This is a genomic window from Pseudomonas sp. FSL R10-1350 (assembly GCF_009600525.1).
GTDB lineage: Bacteria > Pseudomonadota > Gammaproteobacteria > Pseudomonadales > Pseudomonadaceae > Aquipseudomonas > Aquipseudomonas helleri.
Genome location: NZ_WIVR01000056.1, coordinates 16756 through 34293, shown reverse-complemented (window position 1 = coordinate 34293; position 17538 = coordinate 16756). Strand labels below are relative to the sequence as shown.

The following is a 17538-nucleotide window of genomic DNA, read 5'->3' as shown; positions in this document are numbered from 1 at the left end:
GTTTCAGTGCAAGCTGCTCGTCGTGGGGCAGATGTTGCACGCTGCACCCACCGCACTTGCCGGCCAGCTTGCACGGCGCCTCGCGACGGCTGGCGCTGGCGGTGAAGACCCGCTCAGTGCGCGCCTCGACCACTTTGCCGTGTGCCCCCAGCACCCGGGCTTCGACTTCTTCACCAGCCAAAGCCCCCGAGACAAACCAGGTGCGCCCTTCAACAAAGGCAATACCACGGCCGTCGTTGGCCAGGCGTTCGATACTCAAACGCTGTTTTTTACCCGTAGGCACTTGCGGGGCCTTGGTGCCGCCAGCGGGCTGGAAGCGCAGGCCTCTCTCTTGCTTAGCCATCAGTTGGGCGCATCGTAAAGGCCAGTCGACAGGTAACGGTCGCCACGGTCGCAGATGATGCCGACAATCACGGCGTTTTCGACTTCTTGCGACAGGCGCAGCATGGCGGCTACCGCACCACCTGAGGACACGCCGCAGAAAATGCCTTCTTCGCGGGCCAGACGACGCATCACGTCTTCGGCTTCGCGTTGGGCCATGTCGACAATCCGGTCAACCCGTTCGGCTTGATAGATTTTGGGCAGGTATTCGGTCGGCCAGCGACGAATGCCCGGAATGGCCGCGCCTTCCATCGGCTGCAAACCGACGATCTGCACGTTAGGGTTCTGCTCTTTGAGGTAGCGCGAAACACCCATGATGGTGCCCGTGGTACCCATCGAGCTGACGAAATGGGTGATCGTGCCCTGGGTTTGACGCCAGATCTCCGGGCCCGTGCTGGTGTAGTGCGCCTCAGGGTTGTCACCGTTGGCGAACTGGTCGAGGACCTTGCCACGGCCTTCGGCCTGCAGCTTGTCGGCGAGGTCGCGAGCCCCTTCCATGCCCTCTTCCTGGCTGACCAGAATCAGCTCGGCGCCGTAAGCGGTCATCCCGGCCTTACGCTCGGCACTGGAGTTGTCCGGCATGATCAGGATCATCTTGTAACCCTTGATCGCTGCGGCCATGGCCAAGGCAATCCCGGTATTGCCCGAGGTGGCCTCGATTAAAGTATCGCCAGGCTGGATCTGCCCACGCGTTTCGGCGCGGGTGATCATCGACAGCGCAGGACGGTCCTTGACCGAGCCCGCCGGGTTATTCCCTTCGAGCTTGAGCAATAAAGTATTGGTGGTGTTGCCAGCCAGGCGCTGCAAGCGCACCAGCGGCGTGTTACCGATGCAATCGGCGATAGTTGGGTACTGCAAGGTCATGGCGTATTCGCAATCCAGACTGCGGGGTCGCACATCATACCGACAAACACCGACAGCCCATATCACGCAAAGTGTGAAGCTTATGGCTAAAGGCTATAAGCCGAAGGAATAACATTTGTAGGAGCGAGCTTGCCTCGCGATCTTTTGGTTTTTCCAGAGGTATAGAGCGCGCAGGTTTTGCGACTGCTGCGCAGCCGAACGTAGCCTCGCAAGGCTCGTCAACTGCTACGAGGGATATGCGCGCGATCTTTCGACGCAGCCTTCGTGCCTCGTCAGCGACTACAGGTGGGGCAGGTCTGCGATGGGCAGGCGCAGGTGCACGCGCAGCCCGTGTTCGGTGTTTTGCGCCCATAAGCGGCCGCCCTGCAGGCGCAAGGCGTTGCGTGCGATGCTCAGGCCCAGGCCAAAGCCGCCATCACCAGGGCGTGAACCGTCGAGACGGGTAAACGGGGCAAAGATGCGCTCAAGGGCTTCTGGGGCCACACCGCCGCCCTGGTCGTCGAGCCACAGGTGCCACTCATCGCCTTCACGCTGGCCATTGAGGCTAACGGTGCCTTCTGCCGGGGAATGCCGAATGGCGTTGCGCAGGATGTTTTCCAGCGCCTGGGCCAGGCTGTTGAGGTGGCCTTTGACCCAGCAGTTGGCGTCGAGGTTGCACGGCAGCCGCGCCTGGGGCCAGCCGCTTTCAAAACGCGCGTTTTCGGTGAGCATCTCCCACAACGCCTGGATCTGGATGTCTTCGACCGGCAGCGGCCCGCGCTCGGCATCCAGCCAGGCCAGTTGCAAGGTGTCTTCAACCAGCCGCTGCATGCCGTCCACTTCGCGGCTCAAGCGCTCGCGCAGGGCTTCAACACCCTGTTCGCTGTCGCAGGCCACGCGCAATCGGCTCAACGGTGTACGAAGTTCGTGGGACAAATCGCGCAGCAACTGTTGCTGCTGGTTGACCGTGGTCTGCAAGCGCTCGGACATTTGGTCAAACGCGCGGCCCAATTCGCCCAGTTCGTCCTGACGGCTGGTGGTCTGGCTCGACAGTCGCACGCCCAACTGATCGGCACGCCAGGCATTGGCCTGCTCACGTAACTGGTTCAGCGGCACGATCAACAGCCGGTACAGCCCCACACACAGCAGCAGGGTAAACACCCCGGGGATCACGCCATGAATCAGAAAGCGCCAGACCAGTTGCGAAAGCCCCGGCATGTAGCGCTGCGGCAGTTCAATCACCAGGTAACCGGCAGACGGGTCTTTGGGGAACGGTACTTTGATCCACGGGCGCACGCGGTTGATATGGCTGATGGGCCAGTCCAGCCCGCGCAAAAAAGTCATGCGCTGCGCTTCCTGGTCTCTCAACGGGTAACTGCTGAGCGACTGTAAATCCTGGCCGACCACGCCGACCCAGCCCCGCTCGGTTTTGCCGAAAGCTTGCAGCCATTGATCGACGCCGGTTTGCTGGCCGCTGTTCCAGGCCTGTTCGGCTTCACCGGCATAACGAATCAGCGTGCTCTTGGCCTCATCGGTTAAATAGCCGGTGCGTTTGTCCATGTAGCGGCCCCAGGACCAACTGAGCCAGATCATCAACAAACAGAAAGCCACCAGCAGACATGCCAGTTTCCAGAAAACCGAGTGTTTACCGGGCAACTTAGAGCGCATCGCTGGCGCTCAACACATAGCCTTTGCCCCACACCGTGCGCACTTCCCGCTCGTGATAGCCGATGGCCTTGAGCTTGCGACGGATTTGGCTGATGTGCATGTCCAGGCTGCGGTCATGGGCTGAATAGCCACGCTGCAACACTTGCTGATAAAGGAACGGCTTGCTCAACACCTCGTCAGCGTTGCGTTGCAGGGTGTCGAGCAAGCGGTATTCACTGCGGGTCAACCCGGCCCACTGCTGACCGTAACGGGCGTCGGCCGCGTCTTCATCGAGCACCAGCGCGCTTTCGGCCAACACCGTCGCTTGGGGCGGCATGCGGTCCAGCGCCACCCGGCGCAAGATCGCCTGAATCCGCACACGCAACTCAGCCATGCTGAACGGCTTGGGCAGGTAGTCATCGGCGCCCAGCTGAAACCCGCTGATGCGGTCGGCCTCCGCCCCCAGCGCCGACATCAAAATCACCGGCAGGGCATGGGTCTGGCGCAACTGCGTGAGCACTTGCAGGCCATTCATGCCCGGCAACAAGATGTCCATCAGCACCACATCAAAGTGTTCATCTCTGGCGCGGCTCAAGCCCTCCTGGCCGTTTTGGCACCACACCACTTCAAACCCGCAGCGCACCAATTGCTCATGCAAATAGGTGCCCAGAACGGGGTCGTCTTCGATGGCCAAAAGGCGCGAGGGCTGAACGGCTACGGGATTCATTAACGTCTGCTAGTCATTCTCAATCGCTGATTATTCAAGATTGAGCCTGCACGAGCAACCGGCATGGCCGTTGCATTGCCGTTAAGTGGGCGCTGTTCGCACTGGAGGTAAATTTACAAAGATTTGCCACGTATCAAATGGCTACACTGCGAGCTGATCTATAACGAACGTCATAAGGATGCATTGATCAATGCCGGGCTGGAGAGTGGTGTGCTGACAAACCTCGGGATAAAAGGCCGCGTATTGCTGCTGACCTTGCTGCCCGTCACCTTGATGGCGGTCGTGCTGGGGAGCTACTTCACGTGGCTGCAGCAATCAGAACTGGAATCGCAGTTGCTGCAACGCGGTGAAATGATCGCCGAGCAACTCGCACCGCTGGTTGCGCCCGCCATGGGTCGCCACGACACTGCCCTGCTGCAACGTATCGCCAGCGAGTCCCTTGACCAGCAAGACGTGCGCACCGTGGCGTTTTTGAGCGCCAATCACGAGCCGCTGGCCCACGCCGGGCCGACCATGCTCAATCAGGCACCGATGGGCAACAGCTCGCAATTGCTGCAACGCACCGACAGCGATGCCACGCGCTATTTGCTCCCGGTATTTGGCCGCCATCGCAACCTGGCGGGCGACGTCATCCCCAATGAAGCCCACCGCTTGCTGGGCTGGGTCGAACTGGAACTGTCGCACCACAACATGCTGCTGCGCGGCTACCGCAGCCTGTTCGCCAGCCTGCTGTTGATCGCCACCGGTCTGGTGCTGACCACCCTGCTGGCCTTGCGCATGAGCCGCACGATCAATTCACCGTTGGACCAAATCAAGCAAGCCGTGTCCCAACTCAAGGACGGCCAGTTGCAGACCCGCCTGCCAGAACTGGGCAGCCAGGAGCTGAATGAGCTGGCCTCGGGCATCAATCGCATGGCCGAAACCCTGCAGAACGCGCAGGAAGAGCTGCAACACAGCGTCGACCAAGCCACCGAAGATGTGCGCCAAAACCTCGAAACCATCGAAATCCAGAACCTGGAACTCGACCTGGCACGCAAGGAAGCCCTTGAAGCCAGCCGCATCAAGTCAGAATTTTTGGCCAACATGAGCCACGAAATCCGTACGCCGCTCAATGGCATTCTGGGCTTCACCCACCTGCTGCAAAAAAGCGAACTCACCCCTCGCCAGTTCGATTACCTGCACACCATCGAAAAGTCGGCCGACAACCTGCTCGGCATCATTAACGAGATTCTCGACTTCTCGAAAATCGAAGCCGGCAAGCTGGTGCTCGACAGTACCCCGTTCAACCTGCGCGATTTGCTCCAGGACACCCTGACCATGCTCGCCCCCTCGGCCCACGAGAAAGGCCTGGAACTGGTCAGCCTGGTGTACCGCGACACGCCGCTGTCGTTGGTGGGCGACCCGCTACGGCTCAAGCAGATCCTCACCAATCTGGTCAACAACGCGATCAAGTTCACCCGCGAAGGCACGATTGCCGTGCGGGCCATGCTTGAAGATGACGACGACAACAAAACCAGCGGCGGCGTGCAACTGCGCATCAGCGTGCAAGACACCGGCATTGGCCTGACCAATCAGGATGTGCGGGCGCTGTTCCAGGCCTTCAGTCAGGCTGACAATTCGTTGTCGCGCCAGACCGGCGGGACCGGTTTGGGCCTGGTGATTTCCAAGCGTCTGGTGGAGCAAATGGGCGGCGAGATTGGCGTCGAAAGCCAGCCGGGTGAAGGCTCGGTGTTCTGGATCAGCGTCAACCTGCCCAAAGCCCATGATGATATTGAAGACCTGCCCGTTGCGCCGTTGCTCGGCCATCGCGTGGCCTTGCTGGAAAAACACGAACTGGCCCGTCAGGCCATGCTCCACCAGCTTGAAGATTGCGGCTTGAGCGTGACCCCGTATCTGACGCTGGACAACCTCACCAACGGTGTGACCACTGCCCATCAAACCGAAAACCCGATTGAGCTGGCCGTGCTGGGTGTGACGGCCCATGACATCCCGCCAGAGCGTCTCAACCAGCACATCTGGGACCTTGAGCACCTGGGATGCAAGGTCATGGTGTTGTGCCCGACCACGGAGCTGGCGCTGTTCAATACCGCCGTGCCCAACCCCCACAACCAGCTCCAGGCCAAGCCGACCTGCACGCGCAAATTGCGTCGCTCGCTCATCGAACTCATCAACCCGCAGCAGACCCGTCACGAGCCCGGCGAGATACTGGCCAGCCGGGCGCCGCGGATTTTGTGCGTGGATGACAACCCCGCCAACCTGCTGCTGGTACAAACCCTGCTCGAAGACATGGGTGCCAAGGTCACGGCCGTTGACAGCGGTTACGCCGCCGTCGATGCGTTCAAGGCCGAAGACTTCGATCTGGTCCTGATGGACGTGCAAATGCCCGGCATGGATGGCCGCGAAACCACCGAAGTGCTGCGCCAGTGGGAGCAACAACGCCAATCGACGCCGGTGCCGATTGTCGCGCTGACCGCCCATGCAATGGCCAACGAGAAGCGCGCCCTGCTGCAAAGCGGCATGGACGATTACCTGACCAAACCCATCAGCGAACGCCAACTGGCGCAAGTGGTGCTGAAGTGGACCGGCCTGGCCTTGCGCAATCAAGGCAGCGACGGCCCCCAGGAGCCCGTACGCCAAGCCAACAAACTGGCCGTGCTCGATGCCGAGGAAGGCTTGCGTTTGGCGGCAGGCAAGGCCGATCTGGCCGCCGACATGCTGTCGATGTTGCTGGCATCGCTGGAAACCGACCGCCTGGCCATCCTTCAGGCCCGCGAAGACAACGACGCCGTGGCCTTGATCGAGCGCGTACACCGCTTGCACGGCGCGACCCGTTACTGCGGCGTGCCGCAATTGCGCGGCGCCTGTCAGCGCAGCGAAACCCTGCTCAAGCAAGAAAGCCCGGCCGCCGACGCTGCCCTCGAAGAACTCGACCAGGCAATTTTGCGTCTGGCGCAAGAAGCGCGCAGCTCGGCGTAACCCCTGTTTGCGATATCACCCATTGCCAAGGAAGCACTGATGCGCACGATTCTTTTCAGCAGCCAGACCTACGATCAGGACAGTTTTACCGCCGCCACACAGCCCGGCGACCTTGAACTACACTTTCAACCGGCGCGCCTGAGCTTCGACACCGCCGCGCTGGCCCATGGCTATGAAGTGGTTTGCCCGTTTATCAATGACGACTTGAGCGCCCCGGTGCTTGAGCAACTGGCAGCTGGAGGCACGCGCCTGATCGCCCTGCGCTCCGCCGGTTACAACCATGTTGACCTGGCGGCGGCCAAACGCCTGGGGCTGAGCGTGGTGCGGGTACCGGCGTACTCACCACACGCTGTGGCGGAACACGCCGTGGCGTTGATTCTGGCGCTTAACCGTCGCCTGCACCGCGCCTACAACCGCACCCGCGAAGGCGACTTCACCCTGCACGGCCTGACCGGTTTTGATCTGGTGGGCAAAACTGTCGGTATCGTCGGCACCGGGCAGATCGGCGCCACCTTCGGCAAAATCATGGCCGGTTTTGGCTGCAAGCTGCAGTGCTTTGACCCCTACCCCAATGCCGAACTGGTGGCACTGGGCGCCGAATACGTGAGCCTCGCGCAGTTGCTCGCCAGTTCGCACATCATCAGCCTGCATTGCCCGCTGACTGCCGATAACAAGCACCTGATCAACCGCGAGTCACTGGCCACCCTGCAACATGGCGCCATGCTGATCAACACCGGGCGCGGTGCGCTGGTTGATACGCCGGCCCTGATCGAAGCGCTGAAAAGCGGCCAGTTGGGCTATTTGGGGCTGGACGTGTACGAAGAAGAAGCCCAATTGTTCTTCGAAGACCGCTCCGACCTGCCCTTGCAAGACGACGTGCTGGCGCGCCTGCTGACCTTCCCGAATGTGATCATCACCGCGCACCAGGCCTTTCTGACCCGCGAGGCGCTGAGCGCGATTGCCAGTACCACGCTGGACAATATCGCCGCGTGGCGTGAAGGCGCCCCACAAAACCTGGTCGAAGGTTGATAGCATAGCGGCCTATTTGGAGGACCCATGGTCGAACACGATTTCCGCTACAACCTGCTTAGCCCGCAGCACACCTTGATTGAATGCCGCGCATTGATGCCGGGTCGTTATCAAGTCACCGGCAACGGCGGCTCCATTCAGCACGGCGACGTGCTGATCGTGACCCTCAAAGGCAGCAAGGACTTGTCCATGCGCCTGAACGTCGAAAAAGTGCGTCACCTGATCAACCCGCGCGGTCAGTGGGTGGCCGTGGCCAACGGCCCGGTATTCGGTGAGCTGGCGATTCATGAATGGCAAGTCAACTGTGACGGCTGCGCCAAAGAACTGAAGTTCGAGTTCGCGGTCGATGCCAAACTGGGCACCAAGGCCCAGAAGCCTGCGGCCAGCGCACGGATTGCCGAACTGGGCTGGAGCACTGAAGGCAGCAAGCACCTGTGCCCGCAATGCCAAAAGGCTGCGCTATGAAACGCGGGCTCCTGCTGGCCATGCTGGGCGCCAGCCTGGTGGGCTGCGCAGGGCACTCCGCGCAATTGCAGCGCAACCATGCTTACGTGGTGGAATGGATTGGTGAGCGTCCGTTGATGGACTACAGCCACCTGACCGTAACCTTCGACGAAGGTGGCCGCGCCTATGGCAATGGCGGTTGTAACCACTGGTTTGCGCCGTACACCCTGGACGGTGACAAGCTGACCTTTGGCCCGGTCGGCAGCACCCGCAAAGCCTGCGCCCCGGCGTTGATGGAGCAAGAGCAACGGTTCTTCAAGGCCTTGCAGACTGTCGAGCGCTGGGACATCTCGCCGATTGAGCAGGTGCGTTTCTGGCCGGCTGAAGGCCTGCCGTTGCGGCTCTGGCCTGAAGATAGCTGACCCGTAGGCTGCGATCTTTTAACCTTCAACATCAAAAGATCGCAGCCTGCGGCAGCTGTAGCAGTTGACGAGCTTTGCGAGGCTACGTCCGGGCGCGTAGCACCCGCAAAGCCTCCTCAACCGCCAAGATCAAAAGATCGCGAGCAAGCTCGCTCCTACAGTTGTGTCGCGTACCCCTGTAGTCGCTGACGAGGCACGAAGGCTGCGATGGGTTGCGCAGCACCCGCAAAATCCTCTCAACCGCCAGGATCAAAAGATCGCGAGGCAAGCTCGCTCCTACAGTTTGATCGCGTGCGCCTGTAGTCGCTGACGAGGCACGAAGGCTGCGTCGAAAGATCGCGCGCATATCCCTCGTAGCAGTTGACGAGCTTTGCGAGGCTACGTCCGGGCGCGCAGCACCCGCAAAACCTTCTCAACCGCCAAGATCAAAAGATCGCGAGGCAAGCTCGCTCCTACAGTTTTATTGCGTACCCCTGTAGTCGCTGACGAGGCACGAAGGCTGCGATGGGTTGCGCAGCGACCCCAGACGGCGGTCCTGCGGCCTAGCCCTTCAATTCCTTGAGCTTGGCCAGGATACCCGCCGCGGTTTGTTCGCCCAGCAACTGGGCGCGGACTTTGCCCTTGTCATCGATGATGTAGGTGACCGGCAAGGCTTCACTGCGCGGCAGGTCAAAGGTGTCGGCCGGGTCTTGGGCCAATACGGTAAAGGTGATGCCCAGCGCGGTGCTGGCATCGTTCAGTTCCTTGCCCTGCAAGCCGTCAAAGTTAACCCCGAACAAGCCCACCGACTGCCCCTGCAACTGGCCTTCCAGCGCATTCAGCTCAGGGATTTCAACGCGGCACGGCCCGCACCACTCGGCCCAGTAGTTGATCACTTTCCATTGCTTGTCCAGACGTTCGGACGCGACCTTCTCTCCATGTTGATCGACCCCGTAATCATTCCCGCACCCGGCGAGCAATAACGTAGCGGCGACGGCAGTGGCCGCCAACAGTCGCTTGAACATGTGCTGTTCCTTCTCATTTAAGCCAACAAAAGACATTAACAGGCGACCAATGACCGCACACGGTTCAGACACGCCTGTGAGGCGGGTAGAATACCCGCCACCTTACGCAAGAAGCGACCCGCTCATGACTGATCTGACGCTTTATCACAATCCGCGCTGCTCTAAATCACGCGCTGCGCTCGAGATTCTCGAAGCCCGTGGCCTGGCACCGACCGTGGTGCGCTACCTTGATACCCCGCTGGAGGCCACGCAACTGCGCAGCCTGCTGGGCAAACTGGGCCTCAGCGCACGCCAATTGCTGCGCTCTGGCGAAGACGAATACAAAACCTTGAACCTGGCCGACACCAGCCTCAGCGACGAGCAACTGATCGAGGCAATGGCGGCTCACCCCAAGCTCATCGAACGGCCGATTCTGGTCGCCGGTGACAAAGCTGTCATTGGTCGACCACCAGAAAAGGTTCTGGAGATCCTGCCATGAGCGCGCCTTATATCCTGGTGCTGTTTTACAGCCGCCACGGCGCCACCGCCGAAATGGCCCGGCACATTGCTCGCGGCATTGAGCAAGGCGGCATTGAAGCGCGCCTGCGCACCGTCCCGGCGATCTCTGCCGAGTGCGAAGCCGTGGCCCCGAGCATTCCTGAGGACGGTGCGCTGTACGCCAGCCTCGATGACCTGAAAAATTGCTCAGGCCTGGCGCTGGGCAGCCCGACCCGCTTCGGCAACATGGCCGCGCCACTCAAGTACTTTCTGGACGGCACCAGCAACCTGTGGCTGACCGGCGCACTGGTGGGTAAACCCGCAGGCGTGTTCACCTCCACCGCCAGCCTGCACGGCGGCCAGGAAACCACCCTGCTGTCGATGATCATGCCGTTGCTGCACCACGGCATGCTGATCACCGGTCTGCCTTACAGCGAGTCAGCGCTGCTCAACACCACCGGTGGTGGCACGCCGTACGGCCCGAGCCATCACGCCGGGGCTGACGGCAAACGCAAGCTCGATGAGCACGAAATCGCCCTGTGCCGGGCGCTGGGGCTGCGCTTGGCGGCTACCGCCCAGAAGCTGGAGAGCCCGCGTGGCTAAAAAGCCCAAGGTGTTGCCGCCGATTGAGTGGCTCACGCCCCGCGTGCGGTTGATGCGCGGCGTGAGCCTGGCGTGCTTTTTCGGCCTGATCGGCTTGTTGTGCGTGTATTACCTGGTGTTCGCCAACCTGCACGGCGCACGGCCCTGGGTGATCTTGCTGATTGAGCTGGTGCCGCTGCTGATCCTCGTGCCCGGTATGCTCAAGGGCAGCCCGCGCGGGCACTCGTTCACCTGCTACGTGGTGAACTTGTACCTGCTCAAGGGCGCGCTGGCGGCATTCGATCCGAACCGGCAACTGTTCGGCCTGCTGGAAATCGCCGCCAGCGTGGCGGTGTTCGTCAGTGCGCTGCTGTTTGTGCGCTGGCGCTACCAGCTGGATCGCCGCCTGGCGGGTGAGTAAGCGTAAACGGCGGGGCCATTGGCGGGCCTCGCCGCGTTCATCCAGCGCCTCGGAGCGACTGGGCGTTCGACACAGCGCCGATTTTGATGCTTATCCCGCCGCGTAAAAACAGGTCGCGCAAAGTCCAGGCGCTGGCGTCGTTCCTGAATGAGTCATTCAAATCCAAAGGCCCGGAGAAAAGCCGCGCCCAGGCTGTTATCGTCCCCTCATTGAAACCGTTTACTGACGCTGGAAATCTTCAATATGAAGCGCACTACCCCCGAGCAACTGGCGCTCATCAGTCAGATGGAGCACATCGCAGAAGGCTTGAGCCAAACGTTCAGCCCTTTTTGCGAGGTGGTTTTGCATGATCTGCGCGACCCCGAGCACGCCATTCTGGCCATTCACAACAACCTGTCCGGCAGGGCCGTCGGGGACCCGGCAACCGAGCTGGGGCTAGCGCGCATTGCCGACCCGGCCTACCCGCAGGTGATTGCCAACTACCCCAATCAGTTCAAGGACGGTCGCCAGGTCAAGAGCACCTCGATCGGCATTAAGGATTCTTCGGGGCATTACGTGGCCGCGCTGTGCATGAACATCGACCTGACCCTGTTCAAAGGGCTGCAAGGCATGCTCGAACAGTTCGGCGCCTTTCACGGCGAGCGCCCGCACGAAACCCTTGAGCCCAGCGGCGCAGAGACCATCCGGACGCGGATTGATCAGTTTGCTGCACGCCTGGCCACCACGCCCCGCACCCTCAAGGCGGCTGACCGCAGAGTGCTGCTACAAGAGCTGAAAGACGCGGGCCTGCTGGACATCAGAAAAGCCATGGAGACCGTGGCGTCACACCTCGGCGTGTCCCGCGCCACCGTGTACAGCGACACGCGCTAACGCCTCAATTTCAACCAGGTAACCATGATGCAACTCCGGCACCGGCACCACGGCACGTGCCGGGCGATGGCTGCCCAACAGCTGCGCGTAAACCTGATCAAAGTCCGGCCAGTGCTGTACACCGGCAACGTAAACCGTCACTTTGAGCAAATCACTCGGCTCGCCGCCCGCCGCCTTGAGAATGGCCAGCAGGTTATTCAGCGCAATCTGTGCCTGCTCAGCAAACGACGCGTCAAGGTTGTGAGCGCCAGAGGGGCTTACCGGCAGTTGCCCCGAGATATACAGCGTGCCTTGGTGGCTTATGGCTTGCGAATAGTGGCCAGCCGGGGGCGACGCCGCATCAGTGCTTATGATGTTCATGGATCACCTGCGTGAGAGAGCGTTAGGGGTTCAGGACTGCAGAAGTGTGCCGAGTTTCTCGATGTCGATATTGCCGCCCGTAATCATCACGCCGACACGCTGGCCCTGAAGCTCAGCCTTGTATTTTCTGACGGCCGCCAGCCCCAGGCAGCCGGTGGGCTCGACCACCATCTTCATGCGCTCAGCAAAGAACTTCATGGCCCAGACCAGCTCTTCATCGGTCACCGTGACGATCCGGTTAACACCGTTGAGGATAATCGGGAACGTGTACTGCCCCAGGTGCTGGGTTTGCGCACCATCAGCGAGGGTGTCGGGGGTATCAATGTGAACAATCACCCCTGAATTGAACGACTGCTGGCCGTCATTGCCGGCTTGCGGCTCAACCCCGATGAGGGTGCAACCGGGTGACAGCGCACGGGTCGACAGCGTGGTGCCCGAGAGCATGCCGCCACCGCCCAGGCCGACAAACAGCGCATCCAGCGGACCGACACTGTCGAACAGTTCCTTGGCCGCCGTACCCTGCCCGGCCAATACGTCCGGGTGATCGTAGGACGGGATCAACGTCATGCCGCGCTCAGCGGCCAAAGCCTTGCCGATCGCTTCGCGGTCCTGGGTGTAACGGTCGTAGAAAATCACCTCGGCGCCGTAGCCCTTGGTTGCCGCCACCTTGGCGACGGGGGCATCCGTGGGCATGACAATGATCGCCGGGATCTCCAGCAACGACGCTGCCAGCGCGATGCCTTGGGCGTGATTGCCCGAAGAGAACGCAACCACGCCGCCCTGGCGCTGATCGTCAGTGAATTTAGCCAGCGAGTTGTACGCGCCTCTGAACTTGAAAGAGCCGGTGCGCTGGTAGTTTTCGCATTTGAAAAACACCTGCGCGCCGATGTCGTTATCAAGCGTGCGCGAGGTCAGAACCGGCGTCACGTTGGCGACCCCTTCGAGCCGCTTCGACGCGTCGATGACCGCTTGATAGGTGGGCAGAGTGATTGGCATGGCAACAGGTCCTCGACGAATGAGCAGACCCAGACATATTATCCAGAATCAGACAAACCGTAAACAACCTGACAAACCGTCTATCACCGCCCCATGATCAGTGATTCACGGTAAACGCCAGCATCTGCGACAACTGGCACATCGGCCGACCGCTTTCAGCGTGCCACTGGTTGAAAGCATCTTGCACAATCGCCAGGTCGCGCAGGCTGGTCGGTACTTTGTCTACCAGCTTTTGTGCGTTGAGCGCCGCCACAACGTCATAGCTCGGCACAAAAGTGTCTTTGCCAACCATGCGCAAGAAGCGTGGCGCCGACAGGCCGCCCAGTTGGTTACCGTGTTTGGCCAGGTACTTCCACAAGCCGACAATGTCGGTCACCGGCCAATCGGCGATAAACGCGCCGAAGCTGCCGTGTTCGTGGGCAATGTCGAGGATCAACTGGGCATTGCGCGGCACGCTCTTGAGCTTGCCCAAGTGGCGAATGATCCGCGCGTCCTGCATCAACCGCTCCAGGTGCTCAGCGCCCATCAACACGACTTTTTCCGGGTCGAAGCCGAAGAACACTTCTTCAAACACCGGCCATTTGGCGTCTACCACGCTGTGTTTGAGCCCGGCACGAAACACCCGCAGTGCCAGGGTAGACAGGTAACGGTCGTCCGGGATCTTGCGCAGTTGCGCAGGCGTGCGAGGAACGGGCAACTCGGCTTCCAGCGCGGCGGACGAACCAAAACGGTTCAAACAATATTCGTGCAGCCATTTGAAGTCGCGCATGCCCTCTCCTCTGGGTCGGTGGGGTGTTACATGGGGTTCAGAGCCGTGTGCGGGCTTAGAGGTTCAACAGATTAACGAAACGCGGGGTCGCGGTTTCGTCGATCTTCAGGCTGGCAAAATCAAACAGGTTGCGGTCCGCCAGTTGCGACGGGTTCACGTGTTGCAGGCTGCGGAAGATGCTTTCGGTGCGCCCAGGGTTCTTGCGTTCCCACTCTTGCAGCATGTCTTTGACCACCTGGCGTTGCAGGTTTTCCTGCGAGCCGCAGAGGTTGCACGGAATAATCGGGAACTGCTGCAAATCCGAGTACGCCTGAATGTCCTTCTCGTTGCAGTACGCCAGCGGGCGAATCACCACGTTACGCCCGTCGTCGGAGCGCAACTTGGGCGGCATCGCCTTGAGGGTGCCGTTGAAGAACATGTTGAGGAAGAACGTCTCGACGATGTCATCACGGTGATGACCCAAGGCCATTTTGGTCGCGCCGATTTCGTCGGCGAAGGTGTACAAGGTGCCCCGGCGCAGGCGCGAGCACAGCGAACAGGTGGTCTTGCCTTCCGGGACCAGCTCCTTGACCACCGAGTAGGTGTCTTTTTCGACGATGTGGTACTCAACGCCCAGCGATTTGAGGTACGCCGGCAGCACCTCTTCCGGGAAGCCCGGCTGTTTCTGGTCCATGTTCACGGCCACGATCGAGAACTGGATCGGTGCGACCTTTTGCAGGTGCAGCAGCACATCCAGCAGCGTGTAACTGTCTTTACCGCCCGACAGGCACACCATCACCTTGTCGCCGTCTTCAATCATGTTGAAGTCAGCCACCGCCTCACCGGTCAATCGGCGCAGGCGTTTCTGGAGTTTAAGTTGAGAGACCGAGAGAGTGCCCATAGCGCTTCAATTCCGCGAGTTAAGACCAAAAGCCGGGCATTTTACTTAAAAAAACCGCGCACACGAACCCCCGCCCCCACTTAGACCACATCGCGATAAGCCTGGACCTAACAAAGTGATTAGCGCTAAAGGACTAGGGCGGTCCAGTACAAGGGTTTCTATACTCAATTCAAGGCCCTGCACCTGCACGCCAGAGGCGTGTATACCCGTGCGCGGCTGCGGGAAACCCTACCAAGGACGATGCGTTTGAAACAGGAGTGAGCGCCATGATCCATCACGTTCTAGGTCTCTTTACCCACCCTGATCAAGAGTGGCGCGAGATCCGTGTCGACGCCGAAAAAAGCGTCAGCCGCATCTACCTCACCCACACCTTGATCCTGGCGGCGATCCCGGTGGTTTGCGCGTTTATCGGTACCACCCAGGTGGGCTGGAAGATCGGCGGTAATCCGCCGGTCATGCTCACCCTCGACAGCGCGCTGTGGATGAGCGCCTTGTCTTACCTGGCGATGCTGGTGGGCGTTGGCGTCATGGCGAGTTTTATCCACTGGATGGCCCGCACCTACGATGCGGTGCCGAGCATGGCCCGTTGTGTGGCGTTTGCCACTTATACGGCAACGCCCTTGTTTATTGCCGGGCTCGCGGCGCTGTACCCGCAGATGTGGCTGGCATTGTTGGTGGGCACGGCGGCCATTTGCTACACGGTGTTCCTGTTGTTCGTGGGCGTACCGACCGTGATGAACATCGACCCGGATGAAGGCTTTTTGTTTTCAAGCTCGATCCTGGCCGTGGGCTTGGTAGTGTTGGTGGCGATTATCGCGTTCAGCGTGATCGTTTGGGGGCTGGGGATTGGGCCGACGTATATCTCCTGAACCTGCTTAAAGGTGCTCTCGATCTTTTGAAGATCAAAAGATCGCGAGACAAGCTCGCTCCTACAGGGCATGCCTGTTTGAGTACATACAAGCCATATTTACAACAAAGTCTGAGGTGTTTTTGTTAAGTAACCTCGACTTGGTGAAGTGCGAGCCCCGTCTGAGTAAATGCCTTCTAACAGGACGATATAAGGCGTATTGGGAAGTAACTCCTTGAGAAATAAAGAGGGTTGTGGGTAGGTAACTGGATACACCACTGGATCACCGATGGGTATTTGCTCCTTAGAGCCATCGGTTGGATACAGTGTCACCTCGGCACTCGCGAATTTATAAAGATCATTAACCACCCACCCAATAATACCGAGCACCGGAGAAATGCGAATGACATTGAAGATCCTTGGGCCTGGATCTGGAAGTTTAGTGATCAACGTATAAGCGGTGGGAGCGGAATGCCTGCCGGCTATACTGACAGATAGGACAGTCAGCAGATAGCTTGTATCTCTGGCCAACCCCGTGACCACCACAATATGGTCAACACCGTTATGGGCTACTTCAAAATCATACCGGGTGAATGGACCTCCATTGACACTGACTAAATAGTAGAGTGCTTGCGTGGGGTTTCGGATACCTACCCCTGCGGACATCTTGTCCCAATAATAGGTCACCCCAAAAAGACTCGGCATGCGCGGTGCGACCGCCTTGACCAGATTAGCAGCAATACAATTAGGCACCAGATCATTGCGACCAAAAAAATCCACATTAACTATATTAGCTAGATAGAGCGATAGCGCATCAGCAGCAAAGATTGTATTAACTTGGTCTTCCATATCAATAGCGCCATACAGAGCCTCATACCTTACATACTGCATGGAATTTAAATACCCCCGGCGGGGTTGGTTCAGCTCCGATGACACAAAACTATTGAGCGCTTGTTCGGTGGGCAAATCCTCACCGATCCAGAGGTGTTTGACTTCTGGCCAGATCAACTCCTCACCCGCATCTTGATCCCAGCACAAAACGATATTTTTACCAGGGTACTGCTGATGAAGTTGAGCTAAGGTTAAATCCATAGCAGCACGAGGTATCAACCCCGTTGATGTGAGACCTGACTTAATCTGATTTTTCAGTGCCGCATAGTTAAATGCTCCTGCACCACGCTTATCAACGTCATGAATATCAAGGATGAGAATCTCATTTTTTTTGGATGCATAGTCCTCACGAAAAAAACCATTAATCCAATCAATAAGCCCTCGCACGGTCCGACTCGATTCAAACCCACCGTGAAAACACCGAAACTCGTTAACAGTGATCATTTCTCGTATGCGCAAGTCCAATACACGCACGCCATTCCCCACTTGATACTCCCAAGAGTCATCCTGCGTACTTATCCAGCCCTCAGGAATACCGGACGTACCTTTTTTATCCATACCGGCATTATGAGTACCTGGCAGACTGAGTTCATGAAGTTTAAGACCTTTTAACGCCTCATGATGATAAGTCATCCAGTTTCTTACGTTCGGCCACCCTGTGCTAATTGGAGATTTTTCTTTGGACATAGTGATGCACTACCAGTTGAAAACAATGATTGAACTGCGCACACCTATCTTACTGACAAAGAAGCGTACGCTCAGAGGAGAGATGATTAGGCAGTACATTGCAAACACTAACAAGCTGACAGATCTGATAGTTGACACAACCTATAAAAACAAACACCTTGAAAAATTTTTAATCTTCAGAAAAATCAAAAGACTCGCAAGAGAGCACACAACCCCTCTAATGGGCTGCATCGTTAGTTTTAGTTGTTTCAATTTTTCAACCCCGTATTGGCAGAGCTTTACGTT

General features: G+C 58.9%; 19 protein-coding genes. 9 read left to right on the top strand and 10 right to left on the bottom strand.

The window, feature by feature from the left end; all coding sequences use genetic code 11:
* The 4 genes from GHO25_RS20210 to GHO25_RS20195 all read right to left on the bottom strand — a co-directional run.
* On the bottom strand, positions 1–343 hold a 343-nt coding region (locus tag GHO25_RS20210; protein ID WP_153391977.1), incomplete at its 3' end, for a TRAM domain-containing protein.
* The gene (gene cysM / locus GHO25_RS20205) at positions 343–1245 is read right to left on the bottom strand and encodes a cysteine synthase CysM (RefSeq protein ID WP_048369724.1); all 903 of its coding nucleotides are present in this window, start codon (positions 1243–1245) and stop codon (positions 343–345) included. The genes GHO25_RS20210 and cysM, both read right to left, overlap by 1 nt.
* 279 nt (positions 1246–1524) lie before the next feature.
* Positions 1525–2892 (bottom strand): sensor histidine kinase, encoded by a 1368-nt coding sequence (locus GHO25_RS20200; RefSeq protein ID WP_153391975.1) that lies wholly within the window; start codon positions 2890–2892, stop codon positions 1525–1527.
* Entirely contained in the window at positions 2882–3598 is a 717-nt protein-coding gene (locus GHO25_RS20195; protein WP_153391973.1) for a response regulator transcription factor, read from the bottom strand. Before GHO25_RS20195 ends, GHO25_RS20200 begins: the two co-directional genes overlap by 11 nt.
* A gap of 210 nt (positions 3599–3808) precedes the next feature.
* On the opposite strand from GHO25_RS20195, the gene GHO25_RS20190 reads away from it, so the two are divergent.
* Genes GHO25_RS20190 through GHO25_RS20175 form a run of 4 tightly spaced genes read left to right on the top strand, consistent with a single transcriptional unit; the run spans position 3809 to position 8469 of the window.
* Positions 3809–6574: a response regulator gene (locus GHO25_RS20190; protein WP_178110160.1), complete on the top strand. Its 2766-nt coding sequence runs from the start codon at positions 3809–3811 to the stop codon at positions 6572–6574.
* A 39-nt stretch (positions 6575–6613) separates the two neighbouring features.
* Complete coding sequence (locus GHO25_RS20185; protein ID WP_048386766.1) at positions 6614–7603, top strand: 2-hydroxyacid dehydrogenase; 990 nt, start codon at positions 6614–6616, stop codon at positions 7601–7603.
* Positions 7604–7630: 27 nt separating this feature from the next.
* The gene (locus GHO25_RS20180) at positions 7631–8068 is read left to right on the top strand and encodes a hypothetical protein (protein WP_048369716.1); all 438 of its coding nucleotides are present in this window, start codon (positions 7631–7633) and stop codon (positions 8066–8068) included.
* Positions 8065–8469 (top strand): META domain-containing protein, encoded by a 405-nt coding sequence (locus GHO25_RS20175; RefSeq protein WP_153391971.1) that lies wholly within the window; start codon positions 8065–8067, stop codon positions 8467–8469. The genes GHO25_RS20180 and GHO25_RS20175 overlap by 4 nt, the downstream gene beginning before the upstream one ends.
* A gap of 542 nt (positions 8470–9011) precedes the next feature.
* On the opposite strand, the gene GHO25_RS20170 is transcribed toward GHO25_RS20175, so the two are convergent.
* A complete protein-coding gene (locus GHO25_RS20170; protein ID WP_048369713.1) occupies positions 9012–9473 on the bottom strand; it encodes a TlpA disulfide reductase family protein in 462 nt (153 codons plus the stop codon).
* Positions 9474–9597: 124 nt separating this feature from the next.
* Between GHO25_RS20170 and arsC the strand changes: the two genes are divergently transcribed.
* From arsC to GHO25_RS20150, 4 genes are all read left to right on the top strand, one after another.
* Entirely contained in the window at positions 9598–9951 is a 354-nt protein-coding gene (gene arsC / locus GHO25_RS20165) for an arsenate reductase (glutaredoxin) (protein WP_153391969.1), read from the top strand.
* Entirely contained in the window at positions 9948–10553 is a 606-nt protein-coding gene (wrbA, locus tag GHO25_RS20160) for an NAD(P)H:quinone oxidoreductase (protein WP_048369709.1), read from the top strand. Before arsC ends, wrbA begins: the two co-directional genes overlap by 4 nt.
* Positions 10546–10953, top strand: coding sequence for a DUF2069 domain-containing protein (locus GHO25_RS20155; protein WP_048369707.1), 408 nt, complete (start codon positions 10546–10548; stop codon positions 10951–10953). The genes wrbA and GHO25_RS20155 overlap by 8 nt, the downstream gene beginning before the upstream one ends.
* Positions 10954–11196: 243 nt before the next feature.
* A complete protein-coding gene (locus GHO25_RS20150) occupies positions 11197–11823 on the top strand; it encodes a transcriptional regulator (RefSeq protein ID WP_153391965.1) in 627 nt (208 codons plus the stop codon).
* Here the strand turns inward: GHO25_RS20150 and GHO25_RS20145 are convergent.
* The 4 genes from GHO25_RS20145 to ttcA form a co-directional block, all read right to left on the bottom strand.
* Positions 11776–12183, bottom strand: a complete 408-nt coding sequence (locus tag GHO25_RS20145; RefSeq protein ID WP_153391963.1) for a RidA family protein — start codon at positions 12181–12183, stop codon at positions 11776–11778. The genes GHO25_RS20150 and GHO25_RS20145 overlap by 48 nt on opposite strands.
* 30 nt (positions 12184–12213) lie before the next feature.
* Positions 12214–13179, bottom strand: coding sequence for a threo-3-hydroxy-L-aspartate ammonia-lyase (locus GHO25_RS20140; RefSeq protein ID WP_153391961.1), 966 nt, complete (start codon positions 13177–13179; stop codon positions 12214–12216).
* A 97-nt stretch (positions 13180–13276) separates the two neighbouring features.
* Positions 13277–13948, bottom strand: a complete 672-nt coding sequence (locus GHO25_RS20135) for a DNA-3-methyladenine glycosylase I (RefSeq protein WP_153391959.1) — start codon at positions 13946–13948, stop codon at positions 13277–13279.
* A 55-nt stretch (positions 13949–14003) separates the two neighbouring features.
* A complete protein-coding gene (gene ttcA / locus GHO25_RS20130) occupies positions 14004–14828 on the bottom strand; it encodes a tRNA 2-thiocytidine(32) synthetase TtcA (RefSeq protein WP_048369700.1) in 825 nt (274 codons plus the stop codon).
* A gap of 266 nt (positions 14829–15094) precedes the next feature.
* On the opposite strand from ttcA, the gene GHO25_RS20125 reads away from it, so the two are divergent.
* Positions 15095–15697 (top strand): Yip1 family protein, encoded by a 603-nt coding sequence (locus tag GHO25_RS20125; protein WP_048369698.1) that lies wholly within the window; start codon positions 15095–15097, stop codon positions 15695–15697.
* A 98-nt stretch (positions 15698–15795) separates the two neighbouring features.
* Here GHO25_RS20125 and GHO25_RS20120 read toward each other — a convergent pair whose 3' ends face one another.
* Entirely contained in the window at positions 15796–17253 is a 1458-nt protein-coding gene (locus GHO25_RS20120) for a hypothetical protein (RefSeq protein WP_153391957.1), read from the bottom strand.
* Between the last annotated feature and the right edge of the window lie 285 nt (positions 17254–17538).

Coding starts and splice junctions, on each gene's coding strand:
- cysM (WP_048369724.1), bottom strand. CDS start 1,245: ATGACCTTGCAGTACCCAACTATCGCCGATTGCATCGGTAACACGCCG.
- GHO25_RS20200 (WP_153391975.1), bottom strand. CDS start 2,892: ATGCGCTCTAAGTTGCCCGGTAAACACTCGGTTTTCTGGAAACTGGCA.
- GHO25_RS20195 (WP_153391973.1), bottom strand. CDS start 3,598: ATGAATCCCGTAGCCGTTCAGCCCTCGCGCCTTTTGGCCATCGAAGAC.
- GHO25_RS20185 (WP_048386766.1), top strand. CDS start 6,614: ATGCGCACGATTCTTTTCAGCAGCCAGACCTACGATCAGGACAGTTTT.
- GHO25_RS20180 (WP_048369716.1), top strand. CDS start 7,631: ATGGTCGAACACGATTTCCGCTACAACCTGCTTAGCCCGCAGCACACC.
- GHO25_RS20175 (WP_153391971.1), top strand. CDS start 8,065: ATGAAACGCGGGCTCCTGCTGGCCATGCTGGGCGCCAGCCTGGTGGGC.
- GHO25_RS20170 (WP_048369713.1), bottom strand. CDS start 9,473: ATGTTCAAGCGACTGTTGGCGGCCACTGCCGTCGCCGCTACGTTATTG.
- arsC (WP_153391969.1), top strand. CDS start 9,598: ATGACTGATCTGACGCTTTATCACAATCCGCGCTGCTCTAAATCACGC.
- wrbA (WP_048369709.1), top strand. CDS start 9,948: ATGAGCGCGCCTTATATCCTGGTGCTGTTTTACAGCCGCCACGGCGCC.
- GHO25_RS20150 (WP_153391965.1), top strand. CDS start 11,197: ATGAAGCGCACTACCCCCGAGCAACTGGCGCTCATCAGTCAGATGGAG.
- GHO25_RS20145 (WP_153391963.1), bottom strand. CDS start 12,183: ATGAACATCATAAGCACTGATGCGGCGTCGCCCCCGGCTGGCCACTAT.
- GHO25_RS20140 (WP_153391961.1), bottom strand. CDS start 13,179: ATGCCAATCACTCTGCCCACCTATCAAGCGGTCATCGACGCGTCGAAG.
- GHO25_RS20135 (WP_153391959.1), bottom strand. CDS start 13,948: ATGCGCGACTTCAAATGGCTGCACGAATATTGTTTGAACCGTTTTGGT.
- ttcA (WP_048369700.1), bottom strand. CDS start 14,828: ATGGGCACTCTCTCGGTCTCTCAACTTAAACTCCAGAAACGCCTGCGC.
- GHO25_RS20125 (WP_048369698.1), top strand. CDS start 15,095: ATGATCCATCACGTTCTAGGTCTCTTTACCCACCCTGATCAAGAGTGG.
- GHO25_RS20120 (WP_153391957.1), bottom strand. CDS start 17,253: ATGTCCAAAGAAAAATCTCCAATTAGCACAGGGTGGCCGAACGTAAGA.